Here is a 21484-nt window from a genome sequence, read left to right on the forward strand (position 1 = left end):
GTAGGGGCCGTGGGTTCGGCGGGGATACACCGAGGCGGCGGACGCGGACTGGATACCGGTGTCAGCGTTCAAAGCGCTAGCACCGCAACGGATTACGACAGGAAGGAAAGGGGGGTTCTGGGGGAAAACTTAGCGCCGCTCGGGGCCACCGGGCACTTACAACTTGATAGCGGGGCGCGACGGCAAGGGCCGGTCCCCCCAATTGGGGGGTAGCGAGCAAATTTCGTTGCGGCCACCGGAGCTGGCACTCCGGACCGAGAGACCGAATCGACAGTTCTGGTCTCCGCGCCCCTTCGCAACCGAAGGGACTTCCACCGTGCAGGGTAGGCAGTTCCAGGGTAGCTTATGCCCTGAAACCGTTTCAAGCACCGACTGCGGTGCTTTACATCATGTTTCCGCGGTGCCGCAGCAGCGCGACACCGCCGGCCGTAACAGACGCGGTCAGCAAACCTTTTTTACGCATCGTCATGCGCTTACCAACCGTGCGTCAGCCCGGCCTGAGCGCCTTGGGCATCCAGGTGACCAGTCGACTGTTGGTGCCAAACCATGCGGTGCGCAGCGCGGTTTGCTCTCGCCGACAAGGCAATCCGGTCCCAGATCGGCGTGGTCCAAGCCGCGGCCGCGGGTGAAGTTCGCCGATGCCCGACAAGTCCGGGCGCGCGTGGAAGCACATGCGGAGCCAATGCGGTTAACGGGTGCCCGGCGCCATGTATTGACCGCGGTCCTCGCACTGCTATGCGGTTGGTCGAGGGTCACTGACGACACCGTCCGGCTGGCTCAAATCGTCGAGGCCGCCGCCGGGGCCTGCGGGCGCCGCTACGACCTGAAAACGGTGGGGCGAGCCCTCGCTGCCCTTGCCGCGGCCGGCGTGATCACCTATGTGCCTGCCTGTGGTCGCGGCAGGCACGCGCAGATCGGTATCGACCCGCGTTTTTTGGGTGACATCGTTCCCCTCGAGCGGGACTCTCAGGGGCGGGTGATCGCCGAATCCGTCACCTTTTCCGCCGGCGATTCCTCTTATAAGCCAAACAGTTACCTCCCTACCCTCCGATCGAGCAGCGGCCGTCTTGCGGCGCGTCGACCGCGCGCGGTCGATGTTCGGCCACATGATGTCCGCATGGTCCTCAGCCAGCTACCCGCGGTGTTCGCGTCGTTGAGTGGGCGGCTGCGCTGGTGTTTGGGCCGCGAGATCCGCAATCGGCTGGCAGCAGGGTTTGAGCCTGAGCAGATCCTCGCAGTGCTCGATGCGCCCCTGCCTGATCACGTCGAGCGGCCGTGGCGGCTGGCGCTGTGGCGGCTGACGCACAACATGCCCGGTGCCGGGCCCCGGCTGGCCCCGCTGCAGCGGGCATGGGATCGGCGCGAAGCCGCGCGGGCAGCTCAAGCGCACGCCGCAGAGACCACGCGCTGGCGTGACGCGGTGGTGACCGCAGCGGGGGAGAAGAACCTGGACCGGGTTTTGGCGGCGGTACGGGCCCGGCTTGGCACTACGACCCCCGACGAGTCGCGGGCCTTGGCGCATGCAGGGCGCATGGCGATGCGTGAGTATCCCGGCCAGGAGCTGTCGGCTGCGCTCGAGCAGTGGGTACAAGCATTGGCTCCCGAAGCACCGAGCGCGCCGGATCCCGATCTGGCCGCGGAGTCGCTGGTCTTTGCTGGCGGGCAGGGAATGTGCGTGGCCTGTGAGGCGGCCGCTGGGGTTGAGCGGGACGCTTTGCCGCTGCGTTCGGTGGTGTGCGACGCCTGCTGGACGGTTTTGGCTCCGCCGGAGCTGGTTTCGCCCGAGCTGGGGGTGTGCGCGTGACCGCGGTCAGCGATCGCCAGCCGCCCGTGCGGGCGATCCGAGACAGCGGCGGTGACGATGCGGGCCTGCGCCAGCCACCGCAAGATCTGCCGGCTGAGCAGTCAGTGCTCGGCGGGATGCTGCTGAGCAAGGACGCGATCGCCGACGTGGTCGAACGGCTACAGCCCGACGACTTCTACCGGCCCAACCATCAGTGTGTCTACGAGACGATCCTCGACCTTTACGGTCGCGGCGAGCCGGCCGACGCGGTGACGGTCGCCGCTGAGCTGGACCGCCGAGGCCTGCTGCGCCGCATCGGCGGCGCGCCGTATCTACACACCCTGATCTCGATGGTGCCCACGGCGGCCAACGCCGGCTACTACGCGGGCATCGTCGCCGAGAAAGCGCTGCTGCGCCGGCTGGTGCAGGCAGGTACACGGGTGGTGCAGTACGGCTACGCCGGCGCCGAGGGCGCCGATGTCGCCGAGGTGGTCGATCGTGCCCAGGCGGAGATCTACGACGTCAGTAACCGTCGCGTCACCGAGGACATGGTTGCGCTCGACGACTTGCTACAGCCGACACTGGATGAGATCGACGCGTTGGCATGCGGCGGCGGGCTAGCCCGCGGGGTGCCAACGGGTTTCGCCGACATCGACGAAGTTACCAATGGACTGCATCCAGGCCAGATGATTGTTGTCGCCGCCCGGCCGGGGGTGGGCAAGGCGCTGGCTCTGGATACCCCGCTGCCTACTCCGACTGGATGGACAACCATGGGGGACGTCGCCGTGGGGGATTGGCTGTTGGGCGCCGACGGCCACCCCACCCAGGTGGTGGCAGCCACCGAAGTGCTACATGGTCGGCCCTGCTACGACGTCGAATTCTCTGATGGCAGTGTGATTGTCGCCGATGAGCAACACCAGTGGCCCACAACTGCCGGGGTTGTAACCAGCGGCGAGCTCAGGGTCGGCCACGTGATCGTAGCGGCGGCGCCGAATCTCGCGGCTGCGCCCGGGCTGCCCGCACCCGCCGTCGTTGGGCGTTGGATCTGCGGCGACGACAATGACGCTTGCGAGGGCGACTATGCCGTCGTGGGCCGTTACCTCCGAGGAGTGCGGGCTCAACGGCGGCCACTAGTGCATGCCGTCATCGAGCATGCTGGCGATCCTGCAACGGATTTCGCGGATCCGGGACAGTGCGCGAACGCACTGGGGTGCGTGCGACCGGTGCACCGCGCGGCCATGCTCGAGCTGACACGCACCATGGGGCATCCCGTCCATCAGGGCGCAGACACCCTCGTCACGCCGGCAGCTGCGGCAGGAATCCACCGGGTGACGGCGGTGCGCCGGCGGGCGTCGGTCCCGGTGCGCTGCGTGCAGGTCGACAACGCCGATCACCTGTACCTGGCCGGAGCAGGGATGGTCCCCACGCACAACTCCACGCTGGCCCTGGATTTCATGCGGTCATGCTCGATCAAGCATCGGATGGCCAGTGTCATCTTCAGCCTGGAGATGAGTAAATCCGAGATCGTCATGCGGCTGCTGTCCGCGCAAGCCAAGATCAAACTAGCCGACCTGAGGTCCGGGCGCCTCAACGACGACACCTGGGCACGCTTGGCGCGCTGCATGGCTGAGCTCAGTGAGGTGCCGCTCTACATCGACGACTCACCTAACCTGACGATGATGGAGATCCGCGCGAAAGCACGACGCCTCGCCCAGCGCTGCGATCTCAAACTTATCGTCGTCGATTACCTACAGTTGATGACATCGGGAAAGCATTACGAGTCGCGCCAGCAGGAAGTATCGGACTTTTCCCGAAGCCTTAAGCTTCTTGCTAAGGAACTAAATCTTCCAGTGGTCGCCTTGAGTCAATTAAACCGAGGGCCTGAGCAAAGGACAGATAAACGGCCATTGCTGTCCGATTTGCGTGAAAGCGGCGCCATCGAACAAGATAGTGACCTTGTTATGCTGCTTCATCGCCCAGATTTGACCGACGCTGACGATCCACGCGCCGGAGAAGCTGACATTCATCTAGCGAAACATAGAAATGGCCCTACAAAAACTTGTACTGTCGCGCATCAATTACATTTATCTAGGTTTTGTGATATGGCGCGAATCGAATAATAAACTAGCAGCAGCAGCAGTCGCCAATAGATACTAACATGTAACTAATAATGATGTGAAGATTATTCTAAAATCTGCGGAATCCGTTCTTCTGTTTTCGTCGGTAGGTTCGAGTGAAGGACGCCGGCGGATCCGCCGAGCCGTGAGAGATGTGGCCAAGCGCGCCAAACTAGAGTCCTCCAGTCGACCGGCAGGCTAGGGCAGTTGGGGATTTTTGGGCCCCGGACTGCGCTTAGAGCTATCGCGTTCCCTCGACATGCCACCGCGGTGGCATCTGATGCAGGAGCTGGTTGATGTGGTCAACCAGCTCAGCCCAGTCAGGGTTGAGCACGCGGGCTTGTTCCATGGTGATGTCGCCGCATTCCCAGCGCGTGAGCCGGAGGTTGTAGCGGGTCCAAATCGGGTCGATACCTATGAAAATGGTCGCCAACATTGCACGCTTGAGTTGCGTTGGATCGTCGGGACGTTCGCGGCTGTTCTCGAGCTTGGAGATGTGACGCGCTGAGCAGGGCATCACCTCTGAGATCGCCTCTGCGACTCGACGCTGGGATATGAGCCGGCCGTTCTCCCGGCGGCGGCGATCCCGCCGCATCATCTCGATGTGCAACCCCCAGTGGAAAGACGGAACCGCTCCCACCGGGGGAGCTTGTCCGTGTTCGGCAACATATCGGGCGTCGGCCTCGGCGCTACGCCGGGTGACCTCGGCGTAGAACGCCTCCTGCTCATCAAGAACCGCTGGCTGACCAGCCAACTGCGTACGCAGGTCGTCCTGTGGCGCAATCGGCGCCTCATAGTGCGCAAACGCCGTCGCGAGTTGGCCGTCATCACCGGGCAGCATGTTGTCGGTGATGACAGCTAGTGCTGCGGTGAAGCAGCCTCCATGGACCAAGTGTTTGCGGCGGTACATCGCGTCTTCGAAACTGCGTCGGCCCCGTGGGGTTTTGACCTCCTCGACAACGTAGCTCGGGGCTACGCAATGCGCGAGTTCGTGCAGCAAGACCCGCGCGGTCAGCATCTTGGGATGCAAGGAGATCAGCCACTTGGTCGGGCGCGGGTAGCCGTAGTGATCGGCATACGACGAGATGAGATGAAGTTCGGGCGTCTCGTCGCCGCCTTCCACGACTTCAATCGGGGCCGTGTCGGGAAACCACTCGTGCCACCAGGTGCTGGCGGTGGCTTCGTCGACGAGCCGTTGGCATTCCTCAACCGTGACGTCGCGGTCGTGGCCGACTGCTTCCTCAGCGCAGTAAACACGCCAATCGGACAAACCCTCCTCGTACGGCACAAAACTCACTGTAAGAATCGAGCTGGCCGGGCCAGCCGCCCCATCGCGCGCGGAGTCGCTGCCACGCCAGACTGCTGGACAAGAGGCTGCAAGCGTGAGTGCGCGACCCAAGCCGGTGGGGACGGTCTTCCTAGGGCAAACTGCCAAAAGCAGGTAGCCGACGTTGGCCTTCGGCGAGGAGAACGCATGGATCCGGTACGTGTTCAGGCGCTGTGGATTGCCGGGCTCTTCGGCATCACCCTGGCCGCAATCAGCGTGCTGATGATCGTGAACTGGTCGCGCGCGGCACGGGGTGGGCTCGCGCGCAATCCGTATCTCGGCATACGCACCCCATCGACACTGCGCAGCGAGCAGTCCTGGGTGGCCGGCAACCGCGCCGCGGTCCGCTTGGCGCCGCTGTACCTGCTCTTCAACGCCGCCACGTGCGCTGCGCTGGTCGCGGTCGCCCTGCACGGTTGGCGACTTGTCGTCATCTTCACCGGCAGCTGCGGCCTCGTTGCTCTCATCGCGCTGATGATCTGCACCGCGATCATCGCCAGCAGGGCCGCCAGAGCGGCCGACGACCACACCGGGCTCCGCAGCGCGGCAAGCCAAAGCATCGAGATGACCAGCATCACCGGGCCATTTTCTGAACGCGCGACGACCATCTTCGGGTGGATCATTGCCGTGACAGCATGTGCAGCAACAGCATTCCTTCTCATCACCCTGGTCGACGGCTACGTCCTGGCAATTCACCATCAACTACAGCCCAATAACACCTTCGGATTCCGGGATTCGACCACACGCGCATGCCTGCCGGCGTGGTACGCCGCCCAGAAAGCGGGCTTTAGCTGGGTTCTTTTCGGCTACGGCCCTTTCCTCGCGCTGAGCATTCTGTTTGCCGTGGTGGCGGCGATCAAGAATCGCTCACCATGGGATGTTGTCGTCGTGGTCATGGCAATGCTGGTTCTGCTGATCGTCGCGGTGATAATCGCCGGCATACATGCCGACAGCGTGGCTCGCGCCACTGCCTGCTGACGGGCGCGCGGTTGGCGCCGTCGACGCGACGGTGTGGGCCGGTGGCGGGCTCATGGGTCGTACGCTGGCGACGTGGCACGCGAGGCCAATCGGCTCGATGCGGTCGAGTTCGCCCGTTGGTGGCAGGAGACCGGTGAGTACGAGCTCCGCCAGATTCTGCACTGGAAGTGGGATCCCATCGGTATCTCGGGCGTATTTCCGTATGCCGCAGACGAATACGACTCATACGCGCCAACGATCGCCGCTGCGCTGAGTAGGGGAGAATCCACGGAAGGCATCGCCGCGCTACTCAGCAGCAACGAATGCGAACGGATGCGTCTTGACGAACGCTCACCCGATGCCCGACAGAAATTGGCGGCAGACATTCTCGCCTGGTTTGAGTCCTCCCAGATCCGTTGGCTCGAATTTGGGCCGCTCGGCCGCTGACCCCTCGGCACAGAGGTAAGTCGCCGACATGGCCGAGCAATCAGACCCCCGACAAACCCCGGCCCAGCTCGCAGGCCCCCCGCAAGCTCCGACCGCACCTGTGCTCGACGCCTAAACTCGAACTGCGAAGGATCACGCGATTGCCAGGAGGTCCTGTTCGTGGACGAGCCGCCGGTGGGCGACACCACCGCGGATTGGCGTGCCACCTCCCAGTTCGGCCCTTACCTGCTGAAGCGTCTGCTGGGCCGGGGCGGGTTCGGCGAGGTATATGAGGCCTACGACACCAACAAGAACCGCACCATCGCGCTGAAACTGTTGCCGGCGTCGATATCGGCGAACGCGCTGTTTCGCGAGCGGTTGTTCAGAGAGGCCAGCACCGCCGGCAGACTGAGCGAGCCGCACGTAGTGCCCATCCACGATTACGGGGAGATCGACGGACAGCTTTTCATCGACATGCGGCTGATCCGGGGCACCGACCTACGCACCGTGCTCGATGAGGACGGGCCGCTAGATCCTCCGCGGGCCGTATCGATCGTCCGCCAGATCGGCTCAGCTCTCGATGCTGCGCATGCCGAGCAGATCGTGCACCGCGACGTCAAACCCGCCAACATCCTGCTCGCCGAGGAGGACTTTGCGTGCCTGGTCGACTTCGGGTTGGCCAACGCCGCGACCGACGCCAAACTCACCACGGCAGGCNCGAGCAGATCGTGCACCGCGACGTCAAACCCGCCAACATCCTGCTCGCCGAGGAGGACTTTGCGTGCCTGGTCGACTTCGGGTTGGCCAACGCCGCGACCGACGCCAAACTCACCACGGCAGGCACCACCGTCGGCACCTTCGCCTACATGGCTCCCGAACGATTCGCCGACGAGGAAATCGACCATCGAACCGACATCTACGCCCTGGCCTGTGTGCTCTACGAGTGCCTCACCGGTGCCCCGCCCTACCAAGCCGGCGACCGGGTTGGGTTGATCGCCGCCCACCTAGCCACGCCGGTTCCCCGCCCCAGCCAACACCGGGGTATCCCGGCCGGTTTCGACGAGGTCATCGCCCGCGGGATGGCAAAGAACCGCGACGACCGCTACCCACGAGCCGGGGAGCTCACCACCTAGCCACGCCGGTTCCCCGCCCCAGCCAACACCGGGGTATCCCGGCCGGTTTCGACGAGGTCATCGCCCGCGGGATGGCAAAGAACCGCGACGACCGCTACCCACGAGCCGGGGAGCTCTCCGCCGCCGCCCGCCAAGCACTAGCCAGCGCACCCCAGCGCCACGCCGACACGTCTCCCACACCCACGGCCGCCGAGGCGGCGGATCCCACCGTCACGGCCGCCACCACAACAGCGCCGCCACGCGCCGGCCGCCGCCGCAGGATCGCCCTGCTCGCTGCCGCCACTGTCCTCATCGTGGCCGCAGCAACCGCGATGATCCACTGGCTCAACAACCGTCACGACAACTCCCCACCAGCTACCGTCAGCAGACCGGGTACAACGTCGATCGCGCGCATCGCGGCCAACATCCCCGTCGGTAAACGCCCGGAAGCGGTGGCGGCCGACCCAGCCAGCCGCACCGTCTACACCGCGAACTATGGCGACGGCACGGTGTCGATGATCGACACTGTGAGCCGCGCTGTCACCGCCACCATCAAGGTCGGCAACGGACCGGTTGGGGTGGCGGTCGACGCGGCCACCCACACCGCCTGTACGGCCAACAACCGCGACGACACCGTGTCGATGATCGACACCACCAGCCACGCGGTTACTGCCACCGTCAAAGTCGGCACCGATCCGTGGGGTGTCGCGATCGACCCGACCACCCGCGCGGCCTATGTGGCCAACATGTGGGACTACAGCGTCTCGGTGATCAATCTTGATAGCCACCGCGTGGTCGCGACCATCCCTGTCGGGAAAAACCCGTACGGGGTGGCTGTCGACCCCACCAGCCATACCGCCTACACCGCCAACAGCAGCGACGGCACGGTGTCGGTGATCGATACCACCAAACTGACCGTCACCGCCACCATTCCCGTCGGTAACGACCCGCGGGGGGTAGCTGTTGACCCCGCCGCCCACACGGCTTACATCACGAACGAGGCCCAAGGCGCCGTTTCTGTGGTCAATCTCGACAAGCAACGCGTTGTCGCCACTATCCACATCGGGAACAGCCCGTACGGGGTGGCTGTCGACCCTGCGGTCCACACGGCCTACTCGGCCAACCATGACAGTGAGTTGGCCGTGATCGACACCAGCAGCCTCACGGTCAGCGGGGCCATCAGAATTGGTAAAGACACGTTCTCGGTGGCGGTCGACCCCACCACCCACATCGTCTACACCGGCAACAACGACAACACTTTGTCGGTGATCGAGCCGGGACAGTCCTAGCAGTGCAGGAAACAGGCTTGCACTCAGTGCCGGGGCCACTGCCTCGACACCAGCTAGCGAGCGTGCGACAGCCAACCCGAGTTCTATACGATTTCGGCACACAGAACCCGCCTCACGAAGAAAGAGATCAGCGGTGAGCCAGCCAAAACCACCACGCAGCGCAATCATCGGCGCTGGGATGGTTGGCTCGGTGCACGCCCACGCCGTACATCGTGCCGGCGGCCAGCTCGCCGCGGTCAGTGGCAGTACCCCGCAAAGCAGTCAGCGCGCCGCGCAGCGCCTCGGCGCGGAGCGCGCCGCCACCGTAGAGGAAATCTTCGCCGCCGATGACGTCGATGTCGTGCACATCTGCACACCGAACAATCTGCACCTCGAGCAGACCGCCGCAGTCTTGGCAGCGGGAAAGCACGTCATCTGCGAAAAGCCGTTGGCAACAACGGTTGGCGACGCTGCCGCCCTCGTGAAGGCTGCTGAAAACGCGGGCACGGTGGCGGCTGTGTCGTTCATCTACCGCTTCTACGCGATGGTGCGCGAAGCGCGTTGCCGTATCGCCGATTCGGCGGTGTGGCTCATGCATGGTGGCTACCTGCAAGACCATAGGGTCAAAGCTGCTCCGGGCGGCTGGCGCTCCGATCCGGCGCAAAGCGGTATCTCAATGACCTTCGCCGACATCGGGTCGCACTGGTGTGACTTGATGGAGTTCGTGACCGGCCATCGCATCAGCGCTGTCTTCGCGATGGAAGGCGCCGCACGCCAGCGTGGCGACGGCCAGGATGACGGTGCTGTGGTCGTATTTGGCACCGACCGAGGAGCGGTCGGAAGTGTCGTCGTCAGTCAGGCTTCGCCGGGTCGAAAAAACCGGTTGTTCTTCTCTTTCGACGGTCGTAAGACTGCGGTGCAGTTCAACCAGGAAAGTCCCGATGAGCTCATCGTTGGCGGCCTGGGCGCCAACACGGTGCTGTTGCGAGATGGGGCTGAGCTCGATCCGCGCAGCGCCCGTTATTCCTTGTTGCCCCCTGGCCATCCGCAGGGGTACCAGGACTGCTTTAACCTTTTCGTCGCAGATGTCTACGAGGCTATTCTCACCGGCACCGCACCCGAAGGGCTGCCCGTATTCGCTGACGGTTTGAGGGCGGCGACGATTCACGCCGCGGTCGCTGCCTCAGTTTCCACCGGTGAGTGGACACAGGTAGCCAGTGACCAGCCACTAGTTGCTGCGGATTCCCTTGAACCACACTCGGTTTCAGGAACTTCGCTGTGAGCACCGCGCCGGTGCGGCTCGCCCTGATCGGGTTGGGCAATATGGGTATGGCGCACCTGGAGATCTTCGCGAGCCTGCAACCGCAGGCACAGATCAACGCCGTGGCCGACAGTCATGTCCCGTTCGCCGAACGCGCCGCCGCTCAGGTGTCGAAAGCTACCGTTTTCCACGACCCGCTGGACTGTGTGAACAACGCCGACGTCGACGCCGTCGTGGTGGCCACCGCTGACGACACTCACTACGAAATCGTCAAAGCGTGCATCGCGCGCAACCTGTTTGTGCTCTGTGAGAAGCCGCTCACCACGTCAGCCGACCAGTCGTTGCAGTTGGTCAACGCCGAACGGGCCAGCGGCCGCCAGTTAGTGCAAGTTGGCTACATGCGCCGCTATGACGCCGACTACGAGTACATTCACAGGACATTACGTTCTGGCCGCGTCGGTGAGCCCGTCCTGATCAGCCAGCGCCACCGTAATCCACTGGCCGTCATCAACTTTGACGAGCAGCAGCTCATCAGCAGCTCCGCTTCCCATGACATAGATCTGTTCCGCTGGCTCAGCGGCGAGGAAGTCAAAGAGGTCTCGGTCATAGCCAAGACCAGCCAGGACGAATCCACGGTGACCGTTGTCGTCACACTCACCACGCACTCAGGAGTTCTTGGGGTTATGGAGCTTGGCCGCGGGCCCGGACTGCAGTACGACATCGGCTGCGACATCGTCACCAGCGGCGGTGCACTCACGCTCGCCTCGCCCACCCAGACTGACCGCGCGACGGCCGATGGTCGCGCCGCCCGCCCGACGCCCGACGCCTGGATGGAACGCTTCCATCGCGCCTACCGTTCCCAGGACGCCGCCTGGCTGGCCGCGGTGGCCGCCAAATCCACCACCGAGGGAGCGACAGCCTACGACGGGTATGCCACCAACACCGTCATTGATGCAGCCCTGGCCTCGCTGGCCAGCGGTCACACGCAGCCGGTAACCGCCGTTAGCGCCGCGCGGTAAACACCGCAAACGACGACGCGCCACCCCGTACGCCAACGCAGGGTTCGTCGGCTCACCCGCTTAGGTGCGCAATGCAATAGAGTTGATGCCCGATCGCTACAGCTATCGGGCAAGCGCAGGCGAATCGAATATGGCTCTGACGTGCACCGGGTGAGCGCCTACGTCCGGAAACCGCAGCATTTCTTCTACCCGGTACATGTGTACTCGTGCTATAACCTGTAGCATCTAGCGGCAGGGCAAAGCGTGAATCTGTAGCAGTGAAGGGGTGTTAGCAGCGATGGAAGGAGTTCGCAGTGACCGTTGACCAAGCTGCGCCGCCAGCACCGGCAACGCTTACTGTTCGTATCGGAACGGCGTCGCACACCCTCAACCCCATGGACGGGGCCGTCGTCATCGGCCGAGACCCGTCGGCCGCGATCCGGATCAATGACGAGCGCATCTCGCGTTCCCACCTGCGGCTAGAGCCGCGCCATGATGGCTGGCACGCCATCGACACCAGCAGAAACGGCGTCTTCGTCGACGGAGGGCGGCGCAGCTCAGTGCTGATCGCCCGCCATATGACACTGCATCTTGGAGATGCCAATGGCATCGCGGTGACCGTGGCACCCGGCGACCCAGCCGACATGACCCAGACCCAAGCCGCACCCCAGACCGTCGAAGACGATGATGAAACCAGCATCGACACAGGTGAGATCGACCCCAATATCCTGCGGGCCGGTCGCGCAGTGGCCGCCCGCCGCCGCGAACTCGATATCACTCAACGCGGCCTTGCCAGGGACAAGATCATCAACGCCGGCGCACTCATCGCATTCGAGAAGGGCCGCAGCTGGCCCAGGCGCGGAACGCTGGCCAAGCTCGAAGAAGTTCTGCAGAAACCACCGGGTTGGATCACGAGCATCCGACTCGGAGAACAGCCCGAGCCGGACAATGAGACCACCGAGATCACGACCAACACGGTGCGAGCACCACTTATGGCTGAGGCCGTCGAACTGGCCATGCACACAATCACGGCGACTATCGAAGAGCTGCCCAAACCATCGGATCCGGAGTTCACGCCGAAAGCTACCGCTATCCTCGCCGACCTGCGCAAGCTGGAGTCGGTAGCGGCCAATGCTGCTCGCACCGCCAAGGGCGCCCCTTCTGTGATCCGGTCGCTGAGCACGGTGCGCCGCAGCTATAAAGACATGATGCTAAAGGCCGCACGCTCACCAGCTGCAACTATCGGTCAACGACTGTATGCGGCACGGCATCGCGCGGACCTGAGCGCCGAGGAAGCCGCCTACGCTGCAGGGGTCGCGGTCGACGTCGTCACGGCAGTCGAGGAAGAGCGTCCGATTCCGCCAGGCGCCAGCAGCGCCATTGAGACCCTGATCGCACAACTATCACTCAGCTGAGTGCACCAACCGTCACTTCGCCAGCTTGTGGCGGCGGACGTCCTCAACCGCTTACCGGAATTCCGCCGAAGCTCGGTCGCAAAATTCAGAGGCCGCGGCGGCACTGCTGCAGCATTGGCGAGTCAAACCGGACAAAGCCGTCTTCGGTGCGGGCTCGGATGCGGCGCCTACGTTGGTTGCCGCGCCCGGTCGCGATCCGTACACCACCTGCGCGCTGGCTGCCCGGGGGGTCAGAAGGTCCAGCTTCCGGCGGGCGACAGGACGAACCCGTGTTGTTGGCCGAATTCTTCGTCTGTCGTCTCACATGCCGTCATTGCGGAATCGACGGCGCACGTCTGCAACGGTCCATCTGTATATGTCACCTTGCTGTGCGGGGGTAAAGGCTTGTAGTCCTGCGGGTTGATAGTCCCGCCGGCCACGCCGGGGCCCGGCGGGACGGTTTCGATTTGCGAGAGGTCGACGTCGGAAAACGCGGCGCCGGCCGTGGTCGCCCCACCGAGATAGTCCAGTCCTACGTGGTTGAAGGAGGTTCCGGGCAGGGAGCCCCAGCATTGCATATGTGCCCCATTTTGCTTGTGTGTGAAGCTCATCCGGCATCGGTAACCGCCCGGTGCTGCGAATTGCACACCGGCCGTCATGTAAGAGTGGTAGGTCGTGTAATCGTCCGCGTTGACGGAGCTGTAGCTGCCCAAGTCGGGAAACTGTTGCGGGGCGGCCGCCGCCGGCGGCATCGAGGTCGGTGCGACCACAACCAAGGCCGCAGCAGCAAGCGTCATGCTCACACCCGCAGCGCCTTTGAACCGGTCTCTGGGGGTCGTCATCAGGCAGGCTGACCCATGCGCTCGGCGATCATCGAAGCCAAGGCCACGCCGGAGTCTCCTGGATTACCGCTACACGCCGTCACATCGATGACAACGTTGCGTTTCGCGGTCATCACGCGCTGGCAGGTTGCAGGCGCGCCGCCTAGAGACGTGTTCGCGCTCAGCATGTTGTCGCGCTGCGCGACGTTGCGGATCGTCCAGGTCAATGGCTTGTCCTTGTCGGGATCCAACACGATCGGGCCCGCTTGGCAGCCCTGCCAGGTGCTGGGCTGCTGGTTGACGAAGGCCGCGGCCGCCGACTCCGTCATGAAGGTAGTCACTGCGTTGAACACGGTGATTGGCGTGCTCGGGTCCTGGTCGTGTAGCGCCTGCACGTAGGTGGACCGCGCCCCTGAGCCAGAGTATGTGGTTGCGGCTGCCGGAAGGATCGCGCCGGCGCACTCGGCTGGGTTGGCTTTGTCAGCGAACATGCCCGGCCCGTTTAACTTGTCGATCGGCTCCATCGCGGCCGAGCCCATCACCCGGCTCACCTGGGCGATGCGGGGTACCAGGGTAGGCAGTGCCGAGTCGTCAACCAGCGATCCAGCCGACGGCGCCGAGTTCGGCGTCGGCGCCGCGGTCGGCGCCGGTGGAGCAGATTTCACCGGCGGGGCAGGAACGTGAACACCGCCGGATGCCGTGGTGTGAGAGTCACCGTGGCCAGCAGTGAAACCGACGACCGCGACAGCGGCGGCCGCGACCACCGCGGCTGCTCCACTTGCGGCAATCCACCACCGCTGCGTCCTGCGGCCGTTGCCGGCAAACAGGGGCTGCGGCCACCAGGGGTCAGGTGCGCCCCAGCCGTTGGGAGCGCTCCACGGGCCCACGGCAGTCGGTGTCGCTGCGCCCATATAGCCGGCGCTCGGGTTCGGCGGCGTTGGTGGCCGCCAGGGGTGGGCGGGAATGCCAGCGTGGCGGGCGTAGGGGCGGTGGCCATACGCGACCGTGGGCTGTTCGGACCATTGGTTGTTGGACGGGCCATATCCGGCGTGGCCACGCTGCTGGGTCTGTGGGACGAGGGGGTGGGCCATCTTGCGGCACTCCTTGTCAGGTGTGGGAGCCACCTCCGCATGGCCCCGATGCAACAGCATTCAACCACAATAACCGTAGCAGGCGCAATAGTTATAGATCGCGACGCAATAGGCCTCGTTCTACCGCATCACCCCAGTTAGAAGGATATTTCTGCTCACGGGGATAGCAATCGACCTGTAGCGGCACACCATGTGAGCAATCGTCTGATTCTGGATAATTCTGTAGCAGCAGATCGATCTGCGCCTCAAGGCTGGCGTGGGTCGCAAGCGCCAGCTTCGCATCCATTCGCCTAGTCCGGCCAACACCAGCGGGCCCCGGCGCGGCCGGCGGAGCGGTCGGCTCGGGCAGGATCGTCTGACTCATCGCCGCGCTGCTGGCGCGGAAACGCGAAGTACACCCACACAGTGGCGGACACCAGCGCGACGGGGCCCCTGCACAAATCAGTAAGCCACCGACACCAAGACACAAGCCCCTCATTACCAATATGTAATGAGTATGAGGGGTAACATCATCGGGGTGAGTGACAGTCCTAAGCAGGCTGCGCGACAAGACGATCCCGGTTCAGGTGAGCGCCGACGCCGCAAGAGCAACGCCGAACGGCGCAGCTACACCCGTCGCCGCGCCGAGCGGACCGCAAACGCGGCCCACCACAGACATCGATGGACCATCGACGACGCAAAAACCGCACTGGACCTCACAATGACGGTCCCGGACGCGGCCCTGCAGCTCGGCCGTACCGCGGCCGCAATCGAGGGACTGCGGGTGAAGTGGCGGCAGGGGAAATTGCCCACCGGCCTGGCTGACCAACTTCCGCCACCGCCAAGACCAACACGCTGATGAACAACACATTGGGGGACCACAGCATCATGAACAACAAAACCGATCCCGAAGTCGACCAGCTGGCGGCATACCTGGCGGCTGCGCAGGACCTCCACCACGGCGACGCAAAGCCCACCGGGGTCACGCTCGAGCAGCCACCGGCGTTCGACAATCCACACCCGCCTTTTGGGGTGTTGGCGCGCACCACCCCGACGACAAACAAGGAGCGCTGATGGCTACATATCGACCGGGGGACCGCGTCTACCTTGCCAGCGATCCCAACACGATTGGAACCGTTGTGGCGCGCACTGACGCGGTCGGCGGACTCATCACCAGCCAGGACCTGCAGGGTCCCAATCCCAACCGCGACCTCGTCGCTGTCCGTTGGCCGGGCTACGAATGGAACGAGAACCCCGAGTTTCTTCGCGGTGCACCGCCACCTCGAACCGCGCTTGCAGGGAGCCAGTGATGACCTCACCCCCAGGCCCAGGTGTGTATCTGGTCACCCCGGAAGGAACCTGGCGCGTGCACGACAGCGAGGAGGCCGCCGACGTCGTGTGTGTGCTCACTGAGCAACACGCCGACAAGGTCGACGAGCCCATGCAGGCTCTGTCACGCCAACAGGTCGCCACCCAATTAGGGCGCGGAATCCCCGCGGATTTCCCTCCAGAAGACATCGTTACCGGCGACCCCCACCAGGGCGGCACACGAGGATGGTGGGAGAGCACGGTGCAGCGCTACCTACTCACGCAAGAGCAGCGCCGCGATCAAGGCGCCGTGACTACCGCCGCCCCGGCAGGCCGTCCGCAAGGCGAAACACCTGTTGCAACGGATGCCCATCCCGAGGCGCCGCCCGGCGATGCCTGGCCGTTGAAGTCGCGGCAATGGAGCGATGTGGACCTTAGCGGTGTCGATCAGCGTGTTCTGCTTGTCACAACAAAGGGCCTTGTCACCCCCTCGGGAGTCGTCAAATCGGGGCCGCTGACCTCGCCGGCGCGGCTCGGGGAGGTCGTCTGCAGGCGGCGGTGGTCAACCCCTCCCGGCGGCTCTGACCCGCAATTGTGGATTTTCCCAGAGGCGTTGGAGGCCATCGGTTTTCAGATCGACGGCCAGGTCGACAGCGAGTTACCCGGCGTGGTCGCGGCGTTCTTCGACTGCACCGTCAAGTACCACAAATCCGGGTGGTTCACATGCGAGTTCGACGCCCAAATCCATGGCGGGGAGACCCGCAGCGCCGACATCGTGCTGATTCCATATCTACCCCTAGACCCGTCGCCATCGCGGCCGATGGACCGCGGCGTGGCAGGCATCCAGGGAACAGAAACCGAACTTCCCGACGACGAGGAGTCGGCGGCACACCTGCTCGGCGACAGGATCGCGTGGCTCTACGGCATCGAAGGAGCCCTGCCGGCCCCGCGTTGGTCCCAGGTCGGCGCGCACATCGAGGAAGCTAAACGGCGCACCGCGAAACCGAAGCCGAAGAACACCAAAGGCGCAGCGCCGCAACTGGTCCCGTGCCCACTTCCGATCGAGATCACCTCGACAGGAAGAATGCCCTACCAGTGGTGGGGTCCGGAGGGCGTCGATACCGGCGCCGAAACCGAAGACGGCGGGGTTGCACGGCGCCGGGGCGTCCGGGTCAAAAAGACCCCACACCGTCCACGGGGTAACACCGTCGATGTCGAGGTCGACCAGCAGGCCGCATATTTACCGTCGGCGGAGGGCCTGTACCTCGGCTACGGAAAGCCCGACTGGCAATCGCCCGACCCGTCGGTGTTCAACGATCCCCACCCACCCTTCGGGGTATTTCAGGTGACGACGCCGGCGGCGACCGAACTTTGCGGGCTGCACCGAAAGTTGCCGCTGCCGCATCCGGCGATGCGGTGGGACGAACCGACCACCTGGTGGGCGACCACCGCAGACGTCCGTCAGTTGACGGCCGCTCCCGAGATCGGTGGGGCAGGGATTTCGTGGGCCGAACTGCAAATCGACTCCGCCTGGGTGTGGCCCGAGCAGCATCAATGGCTCAAAGGGTTCGCTAAAGAGCTGCGCAGCAAGCGCATCGAAGCCGTCACCGCTGGCCGCGAGGACTACACCGAGATGATCAAAGCGATCTACACCAGCTTCTTCGGCCGGCTGGAAGCCGTCGGTGAAGGAAGCTGGAAGTATCCGCTCCTTCATCTCCAACAGCCGGCCTGGTACGCCGCGATCGAGGCGGTAACCCGTGCCCGCGCGATGAAATACGCCGTCCGCATCGCCAACGACCACGGGGTGTACCCAGTCGGGTGGTGGGCAGACGCGTGGTTCTACCGGGTTCCCGCCAAATTCGACCTGAGCCTCCTCGAGGATCCCCTCCGCGACGGTGTGCGCACAAACGGCAGTTACCGACTCAAAAACGTTGTGCGGCACTAGCCATGAGATGGGCTCAGATGGCCGAGGAACCCACAGGGCCGCGGTTCCAGGACTGCTTCAACGATCTCGTGGAGCGCCGCCTAAACGAGCTGGGCCGCGCCTGGGCCGACGTCAATGCCCGCAGCCGCCGAGCCGAAGCAGCGCGCCGTGCACGAGAGGAGATGGTGCGCCGCATCGAGACTCGGACCGGGCGGCGTTACGCGACCTCGACCATCGCCCGCTGGGTCGCCCGCAATACATGGCCGCCGCGCATCGACACGTTCTGGTTTGAACGCTGGGCCGCCATCGACCGGGCCGGGGGCATCGACGCCATGGCCGCCGCCACCGGATCAAGTCGCCACCGGGTCGTCGCTTGGCGCGATTCGCCGGATCCTGCGGCGCCTCCACCCGGCCGCATTCCGCCGCGCAAGCGCAAACCCACAGCCGAGCCCCAGGAGATCGGCGTGGAAACGCGTGGAATTCTGCGGATCGGCGAAACCGAGCAACACAACAAACGCATCCCCACCGATCCGGCCCGCGACTACGAAGTCTTGGAGGCCGCGCCGGACTCAGGCATCCTCGAAGCGTGGTTCGAAAATGACATCGACACCCTCATGGATTTGCTCAGTGATGCCATCACCGAGCAAGTCATCGCCTTCTGGGATGTTGCCCAGTATTACGACGCCCGCTACACGGTGGCCGAAATCGTCCAGTTCTTGCCCAGCATCGAAGGCCAGTGACCCAGCCCGAAAATGACCTCCGACGAATAGCGGGGAGGACGTCTTTTCGGGAAGGAAGGAACCATGCAGCAATGACAAGCCGAAACGACGAGGCCAACGCCGTAAGCCTGGTCGATCATTCGGTGCTGCGACGAGCCGTCGCCGAGTTCGCCGCGCAGCCCGGCCAACAACGCTGTTACGACGTGTTGCGGTCGTGCATGTACGGTGAGCTGCTTCTCGACACCACCGGCTCTAGCGCGCTCACCGGTACCCTGTTCGCCCACGGATCCGAGCTGAGAATTCACGGGGGAAGCGGCCCCAACGGCGGAAAAGCGTTGTTCGCGTTCACCCGCAACGAGGAGATCGCCCGCGGGCACCCGCCTGGCACCGCCACCCAGTCGTTGGTCCAATCCGCTGTAGCGACACTAGAGTTCGCCCGCAGCCAGGGCTACGCCTGGCTCTACGTCGATCCCGCCGGGCCGACGTGTGCGCTTTCGGCGACTGAGATTGACTTCGCATTGCGCAACCCGAACAACGAGACCCTCAAGAAAGCCCTGGCCGACTTCAGCGACGGGTTAATCGACCGCCAGGCGGTGCTGCAGGTGCTGCGGCAAGACGGCCCGCTGCTGATGGGCGCCGACGACTCAGTGGCCGGCAAGGTCGGTATCCGCGTACTAGAGCACGACGAGGGCTCGAGCCTGCTCACTTTCACCAGCGCGCCCGAGGTCGTCGCCTACAACCCCGCCGATGCGGTCATGGCGCTGACCACCCACCAGGTTCTCGGCCGCCTCCGCGAACAAGGCCACCGCGGAATCGTCATCAACCCCGCCCGGCCCCACATTGCATTCTCGATCACCGAACTGTTCGGCGGCGACCCCGACCACGCCGCCGGTGCGCACTGATATGTAGAGAGTTTTGTCAAGTGGGCAGGGGGAAGCGGGCGCCTGGTGACCGTCGTCGCGAGGCGCCCGCTTCAGTTGGCCGAACCGTGCCGTCGGTGGTGGCGAGCGTGTCGAGGCTTTCGACGCGGTGTCAATTCTGATATTCGCGGGTTGGTTACCGCAGGACGGACTGTTCGGCTGGAGTGGGCGCGCAGGTCTAATTTTCGAGCGTCATCTTCCCTTGCAGGACAAGGTGATTGCTCATAGTGCGCTCGCGGGTCACTTCACAGGCCGCTGCCGTCACCACCGGTGTCAGGTTCGGACATTCAGGGGCTGGTATTCAGTTGTCGAGGACCGCCAGCGACCAGCACCAGCCGGCCAATTCCCGCGCGATTGCGGTATTAGCCACCCCAGCGCGTTTATCGCGAGCATCGAAACGCCGCCACCGGTCATGAAGCCGACGGTTGGCCAGCTGGCCGCGGGCACGAGCGGCTGGACTGGCGGCATCCCAACGCCGGCGCAGCGTCGGACTCCACGGCTGATACGGCTTGCGGTGATGCCAGGCCGCCTCGACCAATAGCCGCCGTACGTGCCCGTTGCCGGTCTTGGTGATCGACCCCTGCGACCGGGTGGCTCCCGACGACGACTCGGTAGGGACCAACCCCACGTAAGCCCCGATCGAGCGACCGGTCAACCGCGACCAGTCCCCGATCTCGACCGCCAGCGCGAACGCGGTCAGCGTGGAAACCCCACGCAGACACATCAGCCGCTGCACCACCGGCGTGTAGTCGCCTTGAGCGGCCAGCTGATCGATCCAGGCATCCAGACGCTTGCGTCGATCCAGGGTGGCCAGCAGCGTATCCAGCGCGGTGTCATAGGCCCACTGCAGCGGTGCGGCCTCGAACCGCCGCGCTTGCAGCCACAGTTGATGTTTGCCGGTCCATGCCTGGCCACCGGAGTAGATGATCCCTTGTCGTAGAAGTAGTTTCGATACCCTCTGGCGCGCTGCCAGCAGATCTCGCCGACAATCCTCGCGAGCCCGCACGACATCGCGGGCGGCTTCTTGCTCCACCGTCGGGATCGCGACCTCGACGATCTGGCCCAGATGCAGCAGCCGAGCCAGATGCGCCGCATCACGGGCATCGGTCTTGACCCGATCCCCGGCTGGGCGCTGCAACTTCGACGGCGCGGCGACCCGACAATCGATTCCCGCCAACGTCAGCGCCCGTGCCAGCCCGAACCCCGTCGGGCCAGCCTCATAGGCGACCGCCACCGGAGCCGGCAACCTACCGATCCATTCCAGGACCTCCCGGTGATCCGGGCATAACCGCCGCTCGAACACCTCACCGGTGTCCCCATCCAAGCCGCACGCCACGATCGATCGTGCGTGCACATCCAACCCGATGCTCGTACGCTGAACCTTCACTGGGGCCTCCCACATCTTGTGGCTCTACCGGCCAGGACCACCCTGTCGGCAACCCACGTTCACATGTGAACGGAGGCCCCAGCCTCCTCATACCCGTCTAAACCACGTTCACATCAGGGGATGAGGGCGTGGCAGATTTGACCGGGCGCGATTTTGCGAAAGCGCGCGAAATCTTCTTCAACTACGACGGCTCGCGCTTCTACATGTCACGTGACGGCGTCGAGGCAGAATACGAAAGCTTCTCGGTGCCCAAAGAGGTTGAAAGCAAGTGGCTTGAGGAGCTCACTACACACAAGTTGAGTATGCTCGGCGAACCCGGCAACTGGTGGGTGGTCTACTTCCTGTGCAATAAGCGCGACTGCCGTCATCTGTCGCATTTGCTCAATGCCGAGCCTTTGGGCGCGTTCTGGCAACGCTGCGCCTACCTTGAAGTCCTGCTCGACTATGTTGGTGTCTGCTCGCAGGGCTACTGCGCCAGCGATATTCAGGCAGCAGCGCAATACGTGCTCGACCATGCACAAGGCCTCCCCCCAGAGGAGGCTCCCAGTGAGCAGTTGCGCCAACGCGTTGGGAGCGTCCCGGGGAGTGGTGTAAGTGATGGCGGCGTGTCGGTCCCTGACGTAAGAGGGCCATCGCGTGAGTCTCTGTGGTGAAACGACCAAGAATCACTACCGAGAGGAACATCGCGATGG

At 64.3% G+C, this 21484-nt stretch carries 19 protein-coding genes and 1 pseudogene; 15 read left to right on the forward strand and 5 right to left on the reverse strand.

Annotation, left to right across the window (positions count from 1 at the left end; all coding sequences use genetic code 11):
* The first annotated feature begins 625 nt into the window (after positions 1–625).
* Together H7I87_RS19965 and dnaB are read left to right on the forward strand one after the other, a co-directional pair.
* The gene (locus tag H7I87_RS19965; protein WP_083071688.1) at positions 626–1804 is read left to right on the forward strand and encodes a hypothetical protein; all 1179 of its coding nucleotides are present in this window, start codon (positions 626–628) and stop codon (positions 1802–1804) included.
* A 26-nt stretch (positions 1805–1830) separates the two neighbouring features.
* Positions 1831–3903, forward strand: coding sequence for a replicative DNA helicase (dnaB, locus tag H7I87_RS19970; protein ID WP_095955773.1), 2073 nt, complete (start codon positions 1831–1833; stop codon positions 3901–3903).
* A 238-nt stretch (positions 3904–4141) separates the two neighbouring features.
* On the opposite strand, the gene H7I87_RS19975 is transcribed toward dnaB, so the two are convergent.
* Entirely contained in the window at positions 4142–5188 is a 1047-nt protein-coding gene (locus H7I87_RS19975; protein ID WP_084264245.1) for a hypothetical protein, read from the reverse strand.
* Positions 5189–5374: 186 nt separating this feature from the next.
* Between H7I87_RS19975 and H7I87_RS19980 the strand changes: the two genes are divergently transcribed.
* The 7 genes and pseudogenes from H7I87_RS19980 to H7I87_RS20010 all read left to right on the forward strand — a co-directional run bounded on the left by H7I87_RS19980 (position 5375) and on the right by H7I87_RS20010 (position 12664).
* Positions 5375–6205 carry an SdpI family protein gene (locus tag H7I87_RS19980; protein ID WP_167380303.1) on the forward strand — a complete coding sequence of 277 codons (831 nt, stop codon included), beginning with the start codon at positions 5375–5377 and terminating at the stop codon, positions 6203–6205.
* A 72-nt stretch (positions 6206–6277) separates the two neighbouring features.
* Positions 6278–6631, forward strand: coding sequence for a hypothetical protein (locus tag H7I87_RS19985; RefSeq protein WP_139800178.1), 354 nt, complete (start codon positions 6278–6280; stop codon positions 6629–6631).
* Positions 6632–6805: 174 nt separating this feature from the next.
* Positions 6806–7734, forward strand: a pseudogene (locus H7I87_RS19990) (serine/threonine-protein kinase); the annotation flags it as partial.
* 302 nt (positions 7735–8036) lie between these two features.
* Positions 8037–9011, forward strand: coding sequence for a beta-propeller fold lactonase family protein (locus tag H7I87_RS19995; RefSeq protein WP_142277455.1), 975 nt, complete (start codon positions 8037–8039; stop codon positions 9009–9011).
* A 133-nt stretch (positions 9012–9144) separates the two neighbouring features.
* A complete protein-coding gene (locus tag H7I87_RS29035) occupies positions 9145–10272 on the forward strand; it encodes a Gfo/Idh/MocA family protein (RefSeq protein WP_244179171.1) in 1128 nt (375 codons plus the stop codon).
* Complete coding sequence (locus tag H7I87_RS20005; protein WP_083071766.1) at positions 10269–11270, forward strand: Gfo/Idh/MocA family protein; 1002 nt, start codon at positions 10269–10271, stop codon at positions 11268–11270. Before H7I87_RS29035 ends, H7I87_RS20005 begins: the two co-directional genes overlap by 4 nt.
* 293 nt (positions 11271–11563) lie before the next feature.
* Positions 11564–12664: an FHA domain-containing protein gene (locus H7I87_RS20010; protein ID WP_139800222.1), complete on the forward strand. Its 1101-nt coding sequence runs from the start codon at positions 11564–11566 to the stop codon at positions 12662–12664.
* Positions 12665–12894: 230 nt separating this feature from the next.
* Here the strand turns inward: H7I87_RS20010 and H7I87_RS20015 are convergent, their stop codons facing one another.
* Genes H7I87_RS20015 through H7I87_RS20025 form a run of 3 tightly spaced genes read right to left on the reverse strand, consistent with a single transcriptional unit; the run spans position 12895 to position 14841 of the window.
* Complete coding sequence (locus H7I87_RS20015; protein ID WP_208618408.1) at positions 12895–13440, reverse strand: hypothetical protein; 546 nt, start codon at positions 13438–13440, stop codon at positions 12895–12897.
* A 44-nt stretch (positions 13441–13484) separates the two neighbouring features.
* The gene (locus H7I87_RS20020) at positions 13485–14615 is read right to left on the reverse strand and encodes a sensor domain-containing protein (protein WP_083071763.1); all 1131 of its coding nucleotides are present in this window, start codon (positions 14613–14615) and stop codon (positions 13485–13487) included.
* Between the two features lie 31 nt (positions 14616–14646).
* Complete coding sequence (locus H7I87_RS20025; protein WP_139800220.1) at positions 14647–14841, reverse strand: hypothetical protein; 195 nt, start codon at positions 14839–14841, stop codon at positions 14647–14649.
* Between the two features lie 551 nt (positions 14842–15392).
* Here H7I87_RS20025 and H7I87_RS20030 point away from each other — a divergent pair.
* The 5 genes from H7I87_RS20030 (at position 15393) to H7I87_RS20050 (ending at position 19387) form a co-directional block, all read left to right on the forward strand.
* On the forward strand, positions 15393–15608 hold the full coding sequence (locus H7I87_RS20030) for a hypothetical protein (RefSeq protein WP_083071762.1): 216 nt from the start codon (positions 15393–15395) through the stop codon (positions 15606–15608).
* On the forward strand, positions 15608–15844 hold the full coding sequence (locus tag H7I87_RS20035) for a hypothetical protein (protein ID WP_139800219.1): 237 nt from the start codon (positions 15608–15610) through the stop codon (positions 15842–15844). Before H7I87_RS20030 ends, H7I87_RS20035 begins: the two co-directional genes overlap by 1 nt.
* A gap of 56 nt (positions 15845–15900) precedes the next feature.
* Positions 15901–17787 (forward strand): hypothetical protein, encoded by a 1887-nt coding sequence (locus H7I87_RS20040; RefSeq protein ID WP_244179170.1) that lies wholly within the window; start codon positions 15901–15903, stop codon positions 17785–17787.
* 17 nt (positions 17788–17804) lie between these two features.
* Positions 17805–18506 carry a hypothetical protein gene (locus H7I87_RS20045; RefSeq protein ID WP_139800217.1) on the forward strand — a complete coding sequence of 234 codons (702 nt, stop codon included), beginning with the start codon at positions 17805–17807 and terminating at the stop codon, positions 18504–18506.
* A 71-nt stretch (positions 18507–18577) separates the two neighbouring features.
* Positions 18578–19387, forward strand: coding sequence for an SseB family protein (locus tag H7I87_RS20050; protein ID WP_083071759.1), 810 nt, complete (start codon positions 18578–18580; stop codon positions 19385–19387).
* 319 nt (positions 19388–19706) lie between these two features.
* On the opposite strand, the gene H7I87_RS20055 is transcribed toward H7I87_RS20050, so the two are convergent.
* Complete coding sequence (locus tag H7I87_RS20055; RefSeq protein ID WP_425270885.1) at positions 19707–20792, reverse strand: IS110 family RNA-guided transposase; 1086 nt, start codon at positions 20790–20792, stop codon at positions 19707–19709.
* Positions 20793–20920: 128 nt separating this feature from the next.
* On the opposite strand from H7I87_RS20055, the gene H7I87_RS20060 reads away from it, so the two are divergent.
* Positions 20921–21445, forward strand: a complete 525-nt coding sequence (locus tag H7I87_RS20060) for a hypothetical protein (protein ID WP_264002845.1) — start codon at positions 20921–20923, stop codon at positions 21443–21445.
* The last annotated feature ends 39 nt before the right edge of the window (positions 21446–21484 follow it).

Source organism: Mycobacterium timonense, assembly GCF_025821985.1.
Lineage (GTDB): Bacteria > Actinomycetota > Actinomycetes > Mycobacteriales > Mycobacteriaceae > Mycobacterium > Mycobacterium avium.